Raw genomic sequence first — 14,893 nt, forward strand, 5'->3', positions numbered from 1 at the left:
CGCTATCGCGAACAGGCTCACTCCTACACTTGAATGCGTAATGCTCACGGTTTTTGCGCGGCCTTGAGGCATTTGAGGTCGTTGAAGTCTTTGCGCACCCCTTCGATCTTCTTCAACAGCCGCTGGCGCTGTTGCGGCGTACTTTGGGCCATCAAGTCCACCGCCAGCGAGCGTCCCTGCGCTTCAGTATCGGCAAAGGCCTTGCGGTAATCGGCTGTCCATAAACTCTCGCGATTGACCAGAAGCGTCTCGATTCTCTGTGGGAATTCAGGGCTTTTGCGTTGGGCGACGGCGGCACTGAATTGCTTCTGCCAATGGGCGCGGTTAGCAATCCATTGGGTGTACTGATCGCCCAGCGCGGTCGACCACGCCACTACCCGCTGTTCCTGAGTGGCGTTCAATGGCCCGAGCCAGTCGTTCAGGCGTTTGACCATTCGCGCGCCACGCTCGGCAATTTGCTGATCAAGCGGTGGTTTGAGGTATTCCTGCTGACGCTTGCGCAGATCCTTGGCAAACGCGTCATTCATCTCAGCCACTTGCTTGTCATCCAGACCCTGCAACAACTCGATGGCCGACGGCGTGATTTCCTTCGCCGTTTCGGCTATTGCCTGTTTGGCTTCGACAGTACGCGCCTGCAACGCGGCATCGGTGATCTGATTGGTCTCGACCATTGCCTGTAGACGATCGAGCCAATCCAGATAACCCGGCAGTTGCGTGGTGCAATGCCAGTTCAAATGCTCCTTGAGTCGCTCGTTGAACCAGTCTTTTTGCTCGCCGTTCATGTCCAGATAGTCGCTGAGCGTCCACGGAATGATCACGTCGAGATTGCGGTAGGCCAGGCCGACACGGCTGCAGGCGCCGAGGGCGAGGGTAAAGATCAGTAGCGCGGCGATGTGTTTGAACCAGCGAGACATGGGCGAATCCTTGCGTGAGCCTGGCTTCGAGGGACTGATTCCTATGTGAACGCAGAATGAACCCGGCAGTTCAGCCAATCAATAGAACGCGCGCGCAGCCTTGAGGGTGACGAGGCCGTCGCACTCGCTGTTGTGCCCGGAGTAGGCCGAACAATCGCTGCCGCTGAGACTGGAGTTGCTGTAGATCAGGTCGAGGTCGACGCCCATGAACGGCCGGGACAATTTCACCGACCAGTCGGTAAAACTGCTGACATAACCACCGTCCACGGCGACGGGCGTGTTCAGTTGGTGGGTGGTGTATTTCATGCTGACGCCGATGCCGAATGGCTGGTTGCCGCCAAGATCGGCAAACAACGTGTTGTTCTGTTTATCCGGGTCGTTGCTGAAGGCCACGCCGAAACGGCTACCGAGCAAGGTCAGGCCACCGAACAGCTCCTGGCTGTCGAGGGTGTCTACCTTGGGATAGCTGTAGTGGATCATCCCGACTTCATAACCGAGGGTCTGATCGAAAGGTTGTTTAAAGCCGACGTAGGAATCGATTTCGAGGTTTTTGCCCGGGGAGATGCCCATACTCGGTGCGTACTGGCCGACATAGAGGCCGCTGTCGTGGCTAAGGTCGAGGCCGCCGTGAAAGGAACCGACTGCCGCTGGTTTGACCAGGCCCTGGGCCATGCTGCGCGTCGGCGTGGTGCCGAGTTTGAGGTCGAAGTCACCGAGTTCACGCTGGAAAATCTGCGCGTGCGCGGTGGCACTGGCCAATATGCCTACGAGTAATAAACAGGATGTTTTGCGCATGCGTCACTCCATGAACAGCGAGGGCAGGGCGGCGGGCCTGCTGAAACGCTTGATCTAGACGCGTGCAAGGATACCGGCGAATGCTCGGCATTGAAGGCCGTTCGTCGATTTAAAAGGATTTTTGTTTAATGTGAAGGGTATGTTGCGCGGTGCCAGTCCAGACGCTTCGAAGCTCAAAGCGCCTCTGGACGGGTGTAAACCGGGTATTACTTCTTGCCCAGGCTGATCTGCTTGGACGGGCCGAATGTCTGGCCACTGACGCCTTTGGCAATTTGCTGAATCTCGCCGCCGGACTTGAGGAACGCTGCGATCTGATCGTTGATCGATTCGCTGGTTTCAACGGCTGGAGCTGGCTTTGCTTTGCTGGTGGATGCTTTTACACGCATGGCGGCCATTAACCTGTAGAAAAGTAACTCGGCCAGGCATCGTACAGGAATAACTTGACAATTGCTTGGTAAATATCCCCGGGAATAACCAACCTCATTGCTGCATTATTCTCGATTAAATGTTCGAAATATTCGGCTAACCTGCTGTTTTAAATAAGAACGTTCAGGTGTTGCGGCATTCGGATTTTCACCCGCAAGCGCTTGTGCCTGCCTGACGAGCGGCACTCAAGCACTGGCGCGAGCAAGAAAAATCAAGGCGTTGAGCGGGTTTCAACAGCGTGCGGATCTGCCGCCCGACGGCCACGCCAAAAACGGGTAGAATGCCGCCCACGCAATGAGGGTTTCGGAAAATGGCTTTAGTCGGGCGTTACAACAGTTTGCAAGTGGTTAAACACACTAACTTCGGTTTATATCTGGATGGCGGTGCCGACGGCGAGATACTTTTGCCCAATCGTTATATCCCGAAAGATATTCCTACCGAAGATGAAGATTGGCTCAACGTATTTGTTTATCTGGACAGCGAAGACAAACTTCTCGCTACCACGGAAAAACCGAAAGTTCAGGTCGGCGAATTTGCCAGTCTGAAAGTCGTTGAAGTCAACAGCATTGGTGTGTTCCTCGATTGGGGGCTGCCAAAGGATCTGTTGCTGCCGTATTCCGAAGAAAAGCGCCAGATGACTGCCGGCGAATACTGTGTGGTGCACGTCTACCTCGACAAGCACACCCGCCGCATCACCGCGACCGCGCGTCTGGATCGCTACCTCGACAAGACCCCGGCGAACTACAGCCAGGGCCAGGAAGTTGATCTGCTGGTTGCCGAAGCCACCGACATGGGCTTCAAGGCGATCATCAACAACAAGCACTGGGGCTTGATTCACAAGAACGAAATCTTCAAGTTCATGCGCGCCGGCATGCTAGAGAAGGGCTACATCAAGGAAGTCCGTGCCGACGGCAAGATCGCCTTGAGCCTGCAACCGGTTGGCCAGGAAGCGGCCAGCAGCCTGAACTCGAAGATCCTCGCCAAGTTGCGCGACAACAGCGGCACCCTGCCGGTCAGCGACAAGAGCGATCCGGCGTTGATCAGCAGCCTGTTCGGCGTCAGCAAGGGCAACTTCAAGAAGGCCATCGGTGCGCTGTACAAGGAAGGCAAGATCGTTATTCATGCCGATCGCATTGAACTAACCTGAGCCTTGGGTGGCCCATCTTGCATGGGACACACATGAGGTCGGGTCGATGAAAAAAGCGCTGATTGCCTACGTTGCCACGCTGCTGACGTTTCTGTTGCTCGACGGTCTCTGGCTCGGTCTGTTGATGGCTCCGACCTATCGCGAACTGCTCGGTTCGCTGATGCTCGATAAACCGCTGCTGGTTCCGGCAGCGGTTTTTTATTGCCTGTATGTTTTAGGCTGTGTGGTGTTTGTGGTGCTGCCAGCGGCGACATGGCAGTGGGCGGCGAAGCGCGGCGCGTTGTTGGGGCTGGTGGCGTATGGCACGTATGACCTGACCAATTGGGCGACGTTGCGCGGCTGGTCGGTGCAGGTGACGTTGATGGATTGGGCGTGGGGGACGTTTGCCACGGCGGTGGCTTGTACTGTCGGTTTTTTGTTGGCGAGGCGGTTTGCCACGGTCTGATCCGAAATGCGGGTTGGCGTTGCGGACCTCTTCGCGAGCAAGCTCGCTCCCACAGGGAAATGCATTCCAATTGTGGGAGCGAGCTTGCTCGCGAATGGCGGCGCAGCCGACAGCCATCCACCACTGGCGCCACTGAAGCACAAAATGTCTTTTCCAGACGGCTTTTTCCGTCTGACTGATTGATAATCCCCGGCACTGTTTTCTGACCATTGGATGGCCTGCCATGTTGTGTGGGTTCGAGGTGTTGCGGTGATTGTCGAGCGGCGTAACGCCGACAGCTTTGCCCTGCAAGTGATGATCGGCCTCTGCCTGATCTGGGGCGTGCAACAAGTGATGATCAAATGGGCGGCGCCGGACATTGCACCAGTGATGCAAGCGGCGGCGCGCTCCGGGATTTCTGCGTTGCTGGTCGGCTTGCTGATCTGCTGGAAGGGCGGCTGGGATCAGGTTGGCGTGACTTGGCGTGGCGGGCTGCTGGCCGGTGCGCTGTTCGGTCTGGAGTTCTTCTTCATCGCCGAAGGTTTGCAGATGACCACCGCCGCACACATGTCAGTATTTCTCTACACCGCACCGATTTTCACCGCGTTGGGTGTGCATTTCCTGTTGGCCAGTGAACGCCTGCGACCGCTGCAATGGCTGGGCATTCTGCTCGCGTTTATCGGCATCGCGACTGCCTTCGCCGGCGGCGTGTCGTGGGACAACCTCGACCGGCGCATGCTGCTCGGCGATGCCTTTGGCGTGCTGGCTGGTGCCTGTTGGGGCGCAACCACAGTGGTAGTGCGCGCCTCGCGTCTGTCGGAAGCACCGGTGACGCTGACCCTGTTCTATCAATTGATCGTTGGCTTCGTCGGGCTGCTCTTGATTGCGTTGTTCAGCGGCCAGATCACCCATGTCAGCCTGACCACCGCGGCGGTGGCCAGCGTGCTGTTCCAAGGGTTGGTGGTGTCGTTCTTCAGTTACCTGATCTGGTTCTGGTTGCTGCGCCGGTATCTGGCAGCCAACCTCGCGGTGTTTTCGTTCATGACGCCGTTGTTCGGCGTGACCTTTGGCGTGCTGCTGCTCGGCGAACAATTGAGCGTGAACTTCGTCATCGGCGCCGTGCTGGTGTTGCTTGGCATCACCTTTGTCAGCGCCGAGCAGTGGTTGCGTCGGCGTTTGCGCAAAGCGCTGGGCCAGCGCTAGCCGACTGCATCGCCAGGCCACCAGCGATCAGCAAACCGCTGCCGGCGATTATCAGCGCCGGATCCAGGCCGCCGCTGAAATGGCTGCTCAACGCCGCCAGCAACGGGCCGCTGAGTTGGCCGCCGGCGAAGCACGCGGTGAGCATGCCGGCATTGCGCTGGGTGGCGTGCGGCGCCAGTTCCCGCGAGCGCTGCATCACCAGTTGCATGCAGGCGAGGAACGGCGTGCCGCAGAGGATCACGCCCAGCGCGAGACCGAGGCCGCTGCCGAGCAGGCAGGCAAAGACACCGGCCGCTTGCAGCCACAATGTCGCCAGCAACCAGTGGCGGGTGCTTTCGGGATCGTGACGTCGCAGACTCACCAGCAACACGCCAAGCGCTGCGGCCAGACCGAAACACGGCCAGAACAGATCCGCCTGCCATTGCCCGTGAAACTGCGCATTGGCCATTTGCGAGAGGAAGGTCGCCGGAATGATGTAGCCGACGCCATATAGCGCATAAATCACGGCCAACCGCCCGATGCCCTGATTTGATGGGCTGGCCGCCGCCACAGCAACCGTAGCCGTTGTGACGGGCGTTGGCAGAATTCGCCAGACCCCCAGCATCATCACCAGCGCAGCCGCCGCATAAATCAGCCATAACGTCGCGGACGTCTGCTGCAACAGATGTGAGATCAGCGCCAACAAACCCGTGAGAAAAATCCCCAGACCCGGTCCGGCAAATACCAGAGCGCCCAGTCGTGGCCGACCTGCCGCCGCTGCCAGCGGCTGACTCAACGAGGTGATCATCACCAGCACCCAGGCGCTCGCCACCCCGGTGCCGAAGCGCAATATCAAATGCGACCAGAATCCATTGGCCCAGAACGACGCCAGCGTCAGCAGCACGCACAACCACAGGCCGCCATGCAGGCGCCGCTGAACCTGTTGCGGGCGATGCGCGAACATCGCATCCACCGCGCCCAGCAAGTAACCGAGGTAGTTGGCCGCTGCAATCAGACCGGCGGCCGTCAGGTCGATCTGGCCTTCACTGAGCAGGTGCGGCATTTGTGGCGTGAGGGCGAAACGCCCGATGCCCATGGCCATCATCAGGGCCACGAAGCAGGCGGATAAGCGAATCAGTGGCGACATGGTCGTGGATTCCTTTGAAGGATCAATGACCGTCAGGCTAGGACTGATTGACTTTCTTTAAAATTGAATAATAGTGAGTAACTTGTTCTGTTCTGGAGAAAGGTTGTGGAATTCAGCCAACTGCGGATTTTTCAGGCTGTGGCCGAAGAAGGTTCGATCACCCGCGCGGCCGAACGTCTGCACCGGGTGCCGTCGAATCTGTCGACCCGGCTGAAACAGCTCGAAGAGCAACTGGGTGTCGAGCTTTTCGTCCGTGAGCGTCAGCGTTTGCAACTGTCGCCTGCGGGAAAAGTCCTGCTGGACTACACCGGCAAACTGTTTGCCTTGCGTGATCAGGCCAGTGCGGCGGTGATGGGCGGCAAACCGGCCGGCGATTTTGCGTTGGGCACCATGTACAGCACGGCGGCGATTCATTTGCCCGAGTTGCTGGCGCGCTATCACAAGCAGTATCCGGCGGTGAATCTGCAGGTGCAGTCGGCGCCGAGCGGGGAGCTATTGGAAGGGTTGCTCACCGGGCGCCTCGACGCTGCACTGGTGGACGGGCCACTGGAACTGGCCGGGCTCGACGGCGTGCCGTTGTGCGAGGAGCGGCTGGTGCTGATCACTGAAATCGATCACCTGCCGGTACGCAGCGCCCGGGATGTCGAAGGACGCTCGGTGTTTACCTTTCGCCAGGGTTGCTCCTACCGCATGCGCCTGGAAGCGTGGTTTTCGCACTACCACGCAGCAATGGGCCGGGCGATGGAAATCGAATCGTATCAGGGCATGCTCGCCTGTGTGATTGCCGGCAGTGGCGTGGCGCTGATGTCGGAGTCGATGCTCGCCAGTCTGCCGGGGCGTGACAGCGTCGCGGTTCATCCGTTGGCCGAGCCGTTCGTGGGTGCGACAACATGGCTCATGTGGCGCAAGGGCATGCTCGGCGCCAACCTCAATGCGTGGATTGAGGTGCAGCAGGCTGTCTATCCTGCGGCTCAGATCGAAACACGAGAAACAGCCTGAACCAATGACGGCGAACTCTGTTCAATTCAGTAACAGATCATTGCGGATTTGGTCGAGCATTGCGTAGGACTTCGGACTATTATCAGTGCGAAGCGGCCTCAGAATTCCGGCCGCTCAGCACCACCCTGAAGGGGGCACGACGATGAAAGAGAAAATTCAAAACTGGCTGCATGATTTGGGTGTCGCCCTCGGTTTGATCGAACCGCCTCTGCAACCTGTTCCGATCCGCACCGATGACGAGCAGCGCCGCCGTCAACAACGGCGCCGGTAACGCCCCCGATCCGAGATCAAGGATTCAAGATCAAGAGATCGCAGCCTTCGGCAGCTCCTGCATTAATCCGTGTAGGAGCTGCCGAAGGCTGCGATCTTTTGCTTTTAATGTCTGCCGATCTCAAGCAAAAACCGGCTCAAGTCATTCGCCGTCTTCGCGGTCTTGAGCATGCGGTCTTCCTCGGCGGTGAACGCCGTCAGTCCGAATTCATCTTCCAGATGAAAGATCAGATCTTCGATATCGGCTTTCTCCAGGCCCAGTTGCACCAGGCTGGCGTTGTCGTTGAATTCACGGGTTTCCAGCAGACGCCTGATGTATCGGTGCACGGCGGCACGTACGGCAGCTCTTCTCATGGCAGATCATTCTGATTGTTGTTTTGCTTGAGTACAGCAGGCCTCAGTCGCGGCGGCGCAACCATTCGTCAATCATCGAACGCAGGTGCTTGCCGGAAAAACTGCCGAAATGCCCGCCATGCACCGTGCTAATCGGCAACGCCTGCAAACGTCGCAGACTGCTGGCGTAATCCTCAAGATTGGAGTGGTAGGCGTCTTCGATCAGCGGGCCGTCGTAGATGATGTCGCCGCTGAACAGGGTTTGCGTCGCCGCCTCATACAGGCTGATCCCGCCCGGCGAATGCCCCGGTGTATGCAGCACCTGCAGCGTGCGATTGCCCAGATCCAGCACATCACCGTCCTCGACAAACCCGGTGGCCGGCGCGGCTTTGACCCGGTATTCGGCGTAGCACAACGGGCAATCCGGGTGCGCTTCGAACATGTCATCGCCGACAAACGCGCGGCTCAAATCATTCTCGCCATCCGGCGCCGCAAGGATGTCCGCTTCGGCGCGATGCACCAGTCGTTCGGCGAATTCATGATGGCCGGCGATATGGTCGAAATGGCAATGACTGGCCACGGCCACCAGCGGCCGCTCGGTGATCCATGGCAACTGCTCGCGCAGACTCACCAGACCCGAACCGCTATCGAGCAACAGGTCTTTGTCGCGGCCCTGAACGTGCCACAGATTGCAGCGGTAGAACGGTCGAATATACGGCTCATGAATCAGCCGAATGCCATCGCTCAGGTGCTGCACCTCAAACCACTGATCGCGAGAAACAATCTTCATCAGTACTTTTCTCCCGGCGTAAAAAAACGAGTGTGGCAACCGACGCCACACTCGTCGAAGAAAGCATCAAGTCGTAATGTTTCAGCTTAGATCGCGCGAGCCACCGAGACAGGACGGCGCGAGGCGAGGCTCACCACCACAAAACTCACCAGACCCACAGCCAGGCTGTAGTAGATCGGCGTGTTGGCATCCAGACCGTCCTTGAACATGAACAGCAGCGCGGTGGCAAAACCCAGACCCATGCTGGCGATGGCGCCGGCGGTGGTCGCGCGTTTCCAGAAAATCGCACCGATCAGCGGGACCAGCATGCCGCCCACCAACAGGTTGTAAGCGAGCGTCAGCGCACTGATCACGTCATTCACCACCAGCGCGATACCCAGCACGACAACACCGGTCAGCAGTGTGAACAGGCGGTTGATGCCCAGGCTCGACTGTTTGCCGCCACGCAGTTTCGGCAGCAGGTCTTCCGTCAGCGTGGTGGCGGCGGCGAGCAGGCCGGCGCTGGCGGTGGACATCATGGCGGCGAGTGCCGCAGCGATCACCAGACCACGGATGCCGTCCGGCAGCGACAGTTTGACGATGGCGGCGAAGGCGTTGTTGACGTTGTCCAGATCCGGGATCAGCACGTGCGCAGCCATGCCGATCAGCGCGCAGGCCAGGCCGTAGAGGATGCAGTAGATGCCCGCGATGCTGCCGGCGTATTGCGCGACTTTGGCGGTCTTGACGGTGAACACCCGTTGCCAGATGTCCTGACCGATCAGGATGCCGAAGAAGTAGATCATGAAGTAGGTGATGATCGTGTCCCAGCCGATGGTGGTGAAGCTGAAGGCGGTCGCCGGCAGTTTCAGCACCAGTTCGTCCCAGCCGCCAACGCGGTACAGGCAGATCGGCAACAGGATGAACATCAGGCCCACGGTCTTGATGATGAACTGGACGATGTCGGTCAGGGTCAGCGACCACATGCCGCCGATCGCCGAGTAGATCACCACGACGCCACCACCGACGAGTACCGAAACCCAGAATGGCAGGTCAAACAGCACTTGCAGGACGGTGCCGATCGCCAGGATCGAGGTCACGCCGATCATCAGCGCGTAAGCCAGCATAATTGCTGCGCTCGCCGAGCGGGCCATCGGGTTGTAGCGTTTTTCCAGCACTTGGGTAACGGTGTAGATCTTCAGTTTCAGCAGCGGTTTGGCGAGAAACAGGTTCAGCGCAACGATGCCGCAACCGAGTGCCGCGCACAGCCAGAAACCGGAGATGCCGTGCACGTAGCCCAGACGCACGGTGCCGACGGTGGACGCACCGCCCAGAACGGTTGCGGCCATGGTGCCCATATACAGGCTCGGGCCGAGGTTACGACCGGCGACGAGAAAGTCCTCGTTGGTCTTGGCCTTACGCATGCCGAAGTAGCCGAGCAAGAGCATGCCGGCGGCGTAGATGAGGACGACGAATAAATCCAAAGCCATGATGGCGTGTCTCCGATTGTCTTTTTTATGTGAGGCTGAATTCAGTCTCCTGTGGGAGCGAGCTTGCTCGCGAAGGCGGTCTGTCAGTCACTTCAATGTTGAATGTGCTGAAGTCTTCGCGAGCAAGCTCGCTCCCACAGGGAGATCTGCGTCAGGCGGCCTGACGCAGTTGAGGTTTTACTGCGGCTTCACGCCGGGCATCCTTCGGGCCGAACACTTCGCGCGGTTCCGGGAACAGGCTCAGCAGCGTCAGGTACACCACCGAAGCCAGGCCCAATGTCACCGGCAAACTGATGTCGATGCCGCCGGCCATTTCACCCAGCGGGCCAACGAACTGCCCCGGCAAATTGACGAAGCACAAGCCAACCGCCGCACTCGGGATCCATGCGCCCAGACCACGCCAGTTCCAGCCGTGGCTGAACCAGTAGCGTCCGCCCTGTTCGCCGCGAGTGAACACTTGCAGGTCATCCGGGCAGTAGAAGCCGCGACGCACCAGCAGGCCGATGATCATGATCACCATCCACGGCGTGGTGCAGGTGATGATCAGCACGGCGAAAGTCGACACGCTCTGCACCAGGTTGGCCGCAAAACGGCCGATGAAGATGAAGGCAATCGACAGCACGCCGATCAGCAGCGTCGCTTTCACCCGCGACAGCACTCGCGGAAATACGCTGGACATGTCCAGCCCGGTGCCATACAGCGAGGTGGTACCGGTGGACATGCCGCCGATCACCGCGATCAGGCACACCGGCAGGAAGAACCAGCTCGGCGACACCGCCAGCAAACCGCCGACATAGTTGTTCGCCGCGATGTAGTCCGGCGCCTTGATCGCGACGATGGTCGCGGTGGTCAGGCCGAACAGGAACGGGATGAACGTGGCGATCTGCGACAGCACCACCGCCGCCATGATCCGTTGCTTGGAGGTTTCGCGCGGGATGTAGCGCGACCAGTCGCCGAGGAACGCGCCGAAGGAAATCGGGTTGCTCATCGCCACCAGCGCAGCGCCGATGAACGCGGCCCAGAATCCTGGCTGACCGAGATTCACCGTGCCTGCGTAGTTGACGTCGAAAGGACCGGCGAAGGCGAAGATCCCCAGCAGGAATAACAGGCTGGCGCTCCACACCGCGATCTTGTTCACCCACAGCAAAAAGCGGAAGCCGTAGATGCACACGGTCAGCACCAGAATCGCGAACAGACCGTAGGCCAGGCCCAGAGTCAGGTCGGTTTCCGGCAGACCGATCAGGCGTTTCGCACCTCCGATCAGCGCATCCCCCGAACTCCACACCGAGAGCGAGAAAAACGCGATAGCGGTCAACAGCGACAGAAACGAACCGACGATTCGCCCGTGCACGCCGAAATGCGCACCGGACGACACGGCATTGTTGGTGCCGTTGAGCGGGCCGAACAGGCCCATCGGTGCGAGGATCAGCGAGCCAAGCAGCACGCCCAGCACAATCGCCCAGACACCGGCCTGAAAAGACAGACCGAACAGCACCGGGAAACTGCCGAGCACGGCGGTGGCAAAGGTATTCGAACCGCCGAAGATCATCCGGAACAAGTCCGTCGGGCCTGCGCTGCGTTCGTGGTCCGGGATCTGCTCGACCCCGTGGGTTTCAATCTGCGTAAGGCTTTGGTCGTTGTTGTTGTTATTCATGATCTGCTCCGATCATAAAGGCGCGCCTCATCGTGTGTGAGGCGTCACCTGTTTGGCTAAGGGGATGGCAGCCCTTCCGGCATTGCGGACAAATGTTCGTGGCAGGCCAGCCAATGGCCTTGTTGTTCTAGGCTCGACGCGTGTTTCTTGAACACAATCGTCTCGCGCTCCTGGCTGAAATGTTGCTCCCCTTGCATGCGCAGCTCGGTGGCCACGTCATGGATGAAAATCGCCATGTCACCCTGCAGGCTGACGAAGGCGTTGCTCGAAGTGCACGAGAGCACTTCGAAGCCATCCTCGGCGCGCCAGTTGTCCCACAAGGCCTGATAGGCATCGCGCGACAGCAGCGGCTGTTCGAGGGTGTAGAAAACGAAACTCGCATCGGCGCTGAACGCGCCGAAGTAAGCTTCGCGATCGTTACGGGCGAAGGCGTCCACCAGCGCGGCGGCCGCTTGCAAAACCTGATCACGTTCGTTCATGACCCGACCCTCAGCGATGAACCACGCCAGGCAGTACGCAGAGCATTTCGTACAGCAGGTTGGCGGCCAGCAGCGAGGTGTTGCCGGTGGTGTCATAAGCGGGCGAGACTTCTACCAGATCGCAACCGATCAGGTCGAGGCCTTGGCAGCCGCGAACGATTTCAATCGCCTGAATGGTCGTCAGACCACCGATTTCCGGGGTACCGGTGCCGGGCGCCCAGGCCGGGTCGATGCCGTCGATGTCGAAGCTCAGGTACACCGGGCCGCCACCGACTTTCTCGCGCACTTCGGCCATCAGCGGTGCCAGCGACTTGTGCCAGCACTCTTCGGCCTGCACCACACGGAAGCCTTGATCGCGGCTCCAGTTGAAGTCGTCAGCGGTGTAACCCTGAGCGCGCAGACCGATCTGCACGACACGGTCGCAGTCCAGCAGACCTTCTTCAACGGCGCGACGGAAGGTCGTGCCGTGGGCGATCTTCTCGCCAAACATGTGGTCGTTGACGTCAGCGTGGGCATCGATGTGCACCAGACCGACCTTGCCGTGCTTCTTGTGAATGGCCCGCAGGATCGGCAGGGTGATGGTGTGGTCGCCGCCCAGGGTCATCGGGATCACGTTGTGCTCGAGGATGTTGTCGTAGGCTTCTTCGATGATGCGCACGGCGTCGAGCAGGTTGAAGGTGTTGATCGCCACGTCACCGATGTCGGCGACCGACAACGAGTCGAACGGCGCCGCGCCGGTGGCCATGTTGTAGGGGCGGATCATCACTGATTCGGTGCGGATGTCGCGTGGCCCGAAGCGGGTGCCGGGGCGCAGCGAAGTACCGATGTCCAGGGGCACGCCAACGAAGGCAGCGTCCAGGCCGGCAGCGGTCGGTACATGGGGGAGTCGGAGCATGGTGGCGATGCCGCCGAAGCGCGGCATTTCGTTGCCGCCCAGTGGTTGGTGAAGAATCTTGTCCACGGGTAGGGCCTCATCGTCTTTGTTTTATTTATGTCGGCGCGCCGTAGAGCACGGGTTCGGACGCCGCTGTGGGGCCGATGATGCGAAATGTAGTGCGGCGGAAGAATCGCTACGGGCAAAAACTTAGTTCAGATTTTTCTAAACTAATGGGAGAGGGGCGATTAGACTTTGTCGGGTTCAGGATTGTGATCGGCTGGGGATTGCTGCCCTCACCCCAGCCCTCTCCCGGAGGGAGAGGGAGCTGATCTCCATTGCTTTCTAATCCTGAGTTCGACTCGATATTGCAGGTCGGCGTAGATCCTCATGACAACTCGGTAGGCTCCCTCTCCCTCGGGGAGAGGGCTGGGGTGAGGGGCTTTTCCACAGACACACAGTTGCCAAGCCCGGAGTAGACATGGCTAACGCTTTACCCGACCTGAAACTGTTGCGCATCTTCGTCAGCGTCGTGCGCCATCAGGGTTTTGCCAACGCGCAACAGGAACTCAACCTGTCGACCTCGGCGATCAGTACCTACATGAGCCAGCTCGAAGCCGCGCTCGGTCTGGTGCTCTGCCATCGCGGGCGTGGCGGGTTCAGCCTGACCAGCAAAGGTGAGCTGTTCCACCAGGAAACCCTACGTCTGCTCGCCGAACTCGAAGGTTTCGAGCAATACGCTGCAGCGCTCAAGGGCGAACTGCGCGGTACGCTCAACCTCGGCGTGATCGACTCCACCGTCAGCGACAAGGCTTTGCCATTTGCCGAAGCCATCGGCGCCTACAGTCAGGAACACCCGGCAGTGCATTTGCATCTCTCGGTAATGAGTCCGTATGAACTGCAACTCGGCGTGCAGGACAACCGGCTTGATCTGGCCATCGGTGCGTTTTCCACGCGCATGAGCGGTCTGATCTACATGCCGCTGTACCGCGAACAACACTGGCTGTATTGCAGTAGCCGGCATCCGTTGTTCAACGAGCGGCGTATTCCCGAGCAAGTCATCACTCAGCAACGCATGGTCGGACGTGGTTACTGGAGTCAGGCGGAACTCGCACGGCACGGTTTCAAACACAGCGCCGCCACCGTGGAAAGTATGGAAGCGCAGCTTATTCTGGTGCTGTCCGGTGCCTACATTGGTTACTTGCCGGAGCACTATGCTCAGGCGTGGGCCGACAAGGGCGATTTGCGCGTGTTGCTGCCGGCGACGTTTGGTTATCAGGCACCGTTTTCGATGATCATGCGCCGGGGCCGTAGCCGTGAACCGCTGATTCAGACCTTCCGCGATTTGCTCAAAGCACAGCTCAATCAGGCTTAAAGAAGATGTCCAGACCTCAATGCCCGCGCTGCCTGCGCCCACAAACCCATTGCCTGTGCCCGCTGATCCCGAGCCTCGACAGCCGCACGCGGGTGCTGCTGTTGCAGCATCCGAGCGAGGTCAATCATGCGTTGAATACTGCTCGATTGGCGGCACTCGGTTTGACCAATGCCGAGCTGATCGTCGGCGAGGTGTTCGAGGATTTGCCGGCGCTGTTGAACCGTCCGGGGTATCAGGCGCGGTTGTTGTTTCCGGCCGATGATGCGCAACCGATAGAGGCTTACGGCGAGTCTGATGAACCACTGTTGCTGGTCGTTCCGGATGGCACGTGGCGCAAGGCACGCAAGATGCTGCACCTCAATCCGCTGCTGGCGGCGTTGCCGCGGGTGACGCTGGTTGAGGGTGGCGTGTCGCGCTATCGCTTGCGCAAGGCGCCGGGGCCGGGAGCGTTGTCGACGATTGAGGCGATTGTGCAGGCGTTGCAGACCTTGGAGGCGCCGGTGTCATTCGAGCCGTTGCTCAAGCCGTTCGAAGCGTTGATCGAGGGGCAGATTGCGGCGATGGGGGAGGAGACGTTTCAGCGTAACCATGGAGAAAGATGAGTGCTGAGGCGGCTGG

General features: G+C 59.4%; 17 protein-coding genes. 7 read left to right on the forward strand and 10 right to left on the reverse strand.

Translation table 11 applies throughout. The features are described from left to right. Window positions 1-44: 44 nt before the first annotated feature. From ACRRSD_RS22660 to ACRRSD_RS22670, 3 genes are all read right to left on the reverse strand, one after another. A complete protein-coding gene (locus ACRRSD_RS22660; protein ID WP_435035450.1) occupies window positions 45-914 on the reverse strand; it encodes a DUF6279 family lipoprotein in 870 nt (289 codons plus the stop codon). A gap of 78 nt (window positions 915-992) precedes the next feature. Further along, entirely contained in the window at window positions 993-1,709 is a 717-nt protein-coding gene (locus ACRRSD_RS22665) for a TorF family putative porin (protein WP_435035452.1), read from the reverse strand. A gap of 206 nt (window positions 1,710-1,915) precedes the next feature. After that, entirely contained in the window at window positions 1,916-2,104 is a 189-nt protein-coding gene (locus ACRRSD_RS22670; protein ID WP_016985943.1) for a hypothetical protein, read from the reverse strand. Between the two features lie 341 nt (window positions 2,105-2,445). On the opposite strand from ACRRSD_RS22670, the gene ACRRSD_RS22675 reads away from it, so the two are divergent. The 3 genes from ACRRSD_RS22675 (at window position 2,446) to ACRRSD_RS22685 (ending at window position 4,909) form a co-directional block, all read left to right on the forward strand. Beyond that, the gene (locus ACRRSD_RS22675; RefSeq protein ID WP_435035454.1) at window positions 2,446-3,282 is read left to right on the forward strand and encodes a CvfB family protein; all 837 of its coding nucleotides are present in this window, start codon (window positions 2,446-2,448) and stop codon (window positions 3,280-3,282) included. Window positions 3,283-3,328: 46 nt separating this feature from the next. Next, entirely contained in the window at window positions 3,329-3,727 is a 399-nt protein-coding gene (locus ACRRSD_RS22680) for a DUF2177 family protein (RefSeq protein ID WP_435035456.1), read from the forward strand. Between the two features lie 213 nt (window positions 3,728-3,940). Next, a complete protein-coding gene (locus ACRRSD_RS22685) occupies window positions 3,941-4,909 on the forward strand; it encodes a DMT family transporter (RefSeq protein WP_435035458.1) in 969 nt (322 codons plus the stop codon). Here the strand turns inward: ACRRSD_RS22685 and ACRRSD_RS22690 are convergent. Further along, on the reverse strand, window positions 4,854-6,035 hold the full coding sequence (locus ACRRSD_RS22690; protein WP_435035460.1) for an MFS transporter: 1,182 nt from the start codon (window positions 6,033-6,035) through the stop codon (window positions 4,854-4,856). The genes ACRRSD_RS22685 and ACRRSD_RS22690 overlap by 56 nt on opposite strands. A 105-nt stretch (window positions 6,036-6,140) precedes the next feature. On the opposite strand from ACRRSD_RS22690, the gene ptrR reads away from it, so the two are divergent. Together ptrR and ACRRSD_RS22700 are read left to right on the forward strand one after the other, a co-directional pair. Continuing rightward, window positions 6,141-7,034: a putrescine utilization regulator PtrR gene (gene ptrR / locus ACRRSD_RS22695; RefSeq protein ID WP_435035461.1), complete on the forward strand. Its 894-nt coding sequence runs from the start codon at window positions 6,141-6,143 to the stop codon at window positions 7,032-7,034. 142 nt (window positions 7,035-7,176) lie between these two features. Next, window positions 7,177-7,305 (forward strand): PA1414 family protein, encoded by a 129-nt coding sequence (locus ACRRSD_RS22700; protein WP_007914492.1) that lies wholly within the window; start codon window positions 7,177-7,179, stop codon window positions 7,303-7,305. A gap of 104 nt (window positions 7,306-7,409) precedes the next feature. Here ACRRSD_RS22700 and ACRRSD_RS22705 read toward each other — a convergent pair whose 3' ends face one another. From ACRRSD_RS22705 to speB, 6 genes are all read right to left on the reverse strand, one after another. Beyond that, a complete protein-coding gene (locus ACRRSD_RS22705) occupies window positions 7,410-7,658 on the reverse strand; it encodes an acyl carrier protein (protein ID WP_435035462.1) in 249 nt (82 codons plus the stop codon). Window positions 7,659-7,701: 43 nt separating this feature from the next. Beyond that, the gene (locus tag ACRRSD_RS22710; protein WP_435035463.1) at window positions 7,702-8,427 is read right to left on the reverse strand and encodes an MBL fold metallo-hydrolase; all 726 of its coding nucleotides are present in this window, start codon (window positions 8,425-8,427) and stop codon (window positions 7,702-7,704) included. A gap of 86 nt (window positions 8,428-8,513) precedes the next feature. Further along, window positions 8,514-9,893 carry a sodium:solute symporter gene (locus ACRRSD_RS22715; RefSeq protein WP_435035464.1) on the reverse strand — a complete coding sequence of 460 codons (1,380 nt, stop codon included), beginning with the start codon at window positions 9,891-9,893 and terminating at the stop codon, window positions 8,514-8,516. A gap of 151 nt (window positions 9,894-10,044) precedes the next feature. After that, a complete protein-coding gene (locus ACRRSD_RS22720) occupies window positions 10,045-11,547 on the reverse strand; it encodes a purine-cytosine permease family protein (RefSeq protein ID WP_250603639.1) in 1,503 nt (500 codons plus the stop codon). A 56-nt stretch (window positions 11,548-11,603) separates the two neighbouring features. Then, window positions 11,604-12,026, reverse strand: a complete 423-nt coding sequence (locus ACRRSD_RS22725; RefSeq protein WP_435035466.1) for a YybH family protein — start codon at window positions 12,024-12,026, stop codon at window positions 11,604-11,606. A 10-nt stretch (window positions 12,027-12,036) separates the two neighbouring features. Further along, complete coding sequence (gene speB / locus ACRRSD_RS22730) at window positions 12,037-12,987, reverse strand: agmatinase (protein WP_003222717.1); 951 nt, start codon at window positions 12,985-12,987, stop codon at window positions 12,037-12,039. Window positions 12,988-13,381: 394 nt separating this feature from the next. On the opposite strand from speB, the gene ACRRSD_RS22735 reads away from it, so the two are divergent. Both ACRRSD_RS22735 and ACRRSD_RS22740 read left to right on the forward strand, forming a co-directional pair. After that, window positions 13,382-14,275, forward strand: a complete 894-nt coding sequence (locus tag ACRRSD_RS22735; protein ID WP_007914510.1) for a LysR family transcriptional regulator — start codon at window positions 13,382-13,384, stop codon at window positions 14,273-14,275. 5 nt (window positions 14,276-14,280) lie between these two features. Beyond that, complete coding sequence (locus ACRRSD_RS22740) at window positions 14,281-14,877, forward strand: tRNA-uridine aminocarboxypropyltransferase (RefSeq protein WP_435035468.1); 597 nt, start codon at window positions 14,281-14,283, stop codon at window positions 14,875-14,877. Window positions 14,878-14,893: the final 16 nt, after the last annotated feature.

It is taken from the genome of Pseudomonas neuropathica (genome assembly GCF_051174785.1).
Taxonomy (GTDB): Bacteria; Pseudomonadota; Gammaproteobacteria; order Pseudomonadales; family Pseudomonadaceae; genus Aquipseudomonas; species Aquipseudomonas neuropathica_A.

Coding starts and splice junctions, on each gene's coding strand:
- ACRRSD_RS22660 (WP_435035450.1), bottom strand. CDS start 914: ATGTCTCGCTGGTTCAAACACATCGCCGCGCTACTGATCTTTACCCTC.
- ACRRSD_RS22665 (WP_435035452.1), bottom strand. CDS start 1,709: ATGCGCAAAACATCCTGTTTATTACTCGTAGGCATATTGGCCAGTGCC.
- ACRRSD_RS22670 (WP_016985943.1), bottom strand. CDS start 2,104: ATGGCCGCCATGCGTGTAAAAGCATCCACCAGCAAAGCAAAGCCAGCT.
- ACRRSD_RS22675 (WP_435035454.1), top strand. CDS start 2,446: ATGGCTTTAGTCGGGCGTTACAACAGTTTGCAAGTGGTTAAACACACT.
- ACRRSD_RS22680 (WP_435035456.1), top strand. CDS start 3,329: ATGAAAAAAGCGCTGATTGCCTACGTTGCCACGCTGCTGACGTTTCTG.
- ACRRSD_RS22685 (WP_435035458.1), top strand. CDS start 3,941: ATGGCCTGCCATGTTGTGTGGGTTCGAGGTGTTGCGGTGATTGTCGAG.
- ACRRSD_RS22690 (WP_435035460.1), bottom strand. CDS start 6,035: ATGTCGCCACTGATTCGCTTATCCGCCTGCTTCGTGGCCCTGATGATG.
- ACRRSD_RS22700 (WP_007914492.1), top strand. CDS start 7,177: ATGAAAGAGAAAATTCAAAACTGGCTGCATGATTTGGGTGTCGCCCTC.
- ACRRSD_RS22705 (WP_435035462.1), bottom strand. CDS start 7,658: ATGAGAAGAGCTGCCGTACGTGCCGCCGTGCACCGATACATCAGGCGT.
- ACRRSD_RS22710 (WP_435035463.1), bottom strand. CDS start 8,427: ATGAAGATTGTTTCTCGCGATCAGTGGTTTGAGGTGCAGCACCTGAGC.
- ACRRSD_RS22715 (WP_435035464.1), bottom strand. CDS start 9,893: ATGGCTTTGGATTTATTCGTCGTCCTCATCTACGCCGCCGGCATGCTC.
- ACRRSD_RS22720 (WP_250603639.1), bottom strand. CDS start 11,547: ATGAATAACAACAACAACGACCAAAGCCTTACGCAGATTGAAACCCAC.
- ACRRSD_RS22725 (WP_435035466.1), bottom strand. CDS start 12,026: ATGAACGAACGTGATCAGGTTTTGCAAGCGGCCGCCGCGCTGGTGGAC.
- ACRRSD_RS22735 (WP_007914510.1), top strand. CDS start 13,382: ATGGCTAACGCTTTACCCGACCTGAAACTGTTGCGCATCTTCGTCAGC.
- ACRRSD_RS22740 (WP_435035468.1), top strand. CDS start 14,281: ATGTCCAGACCTCAATGCCCGCGCTGCCTGCGCCCACAAACCCATTGC.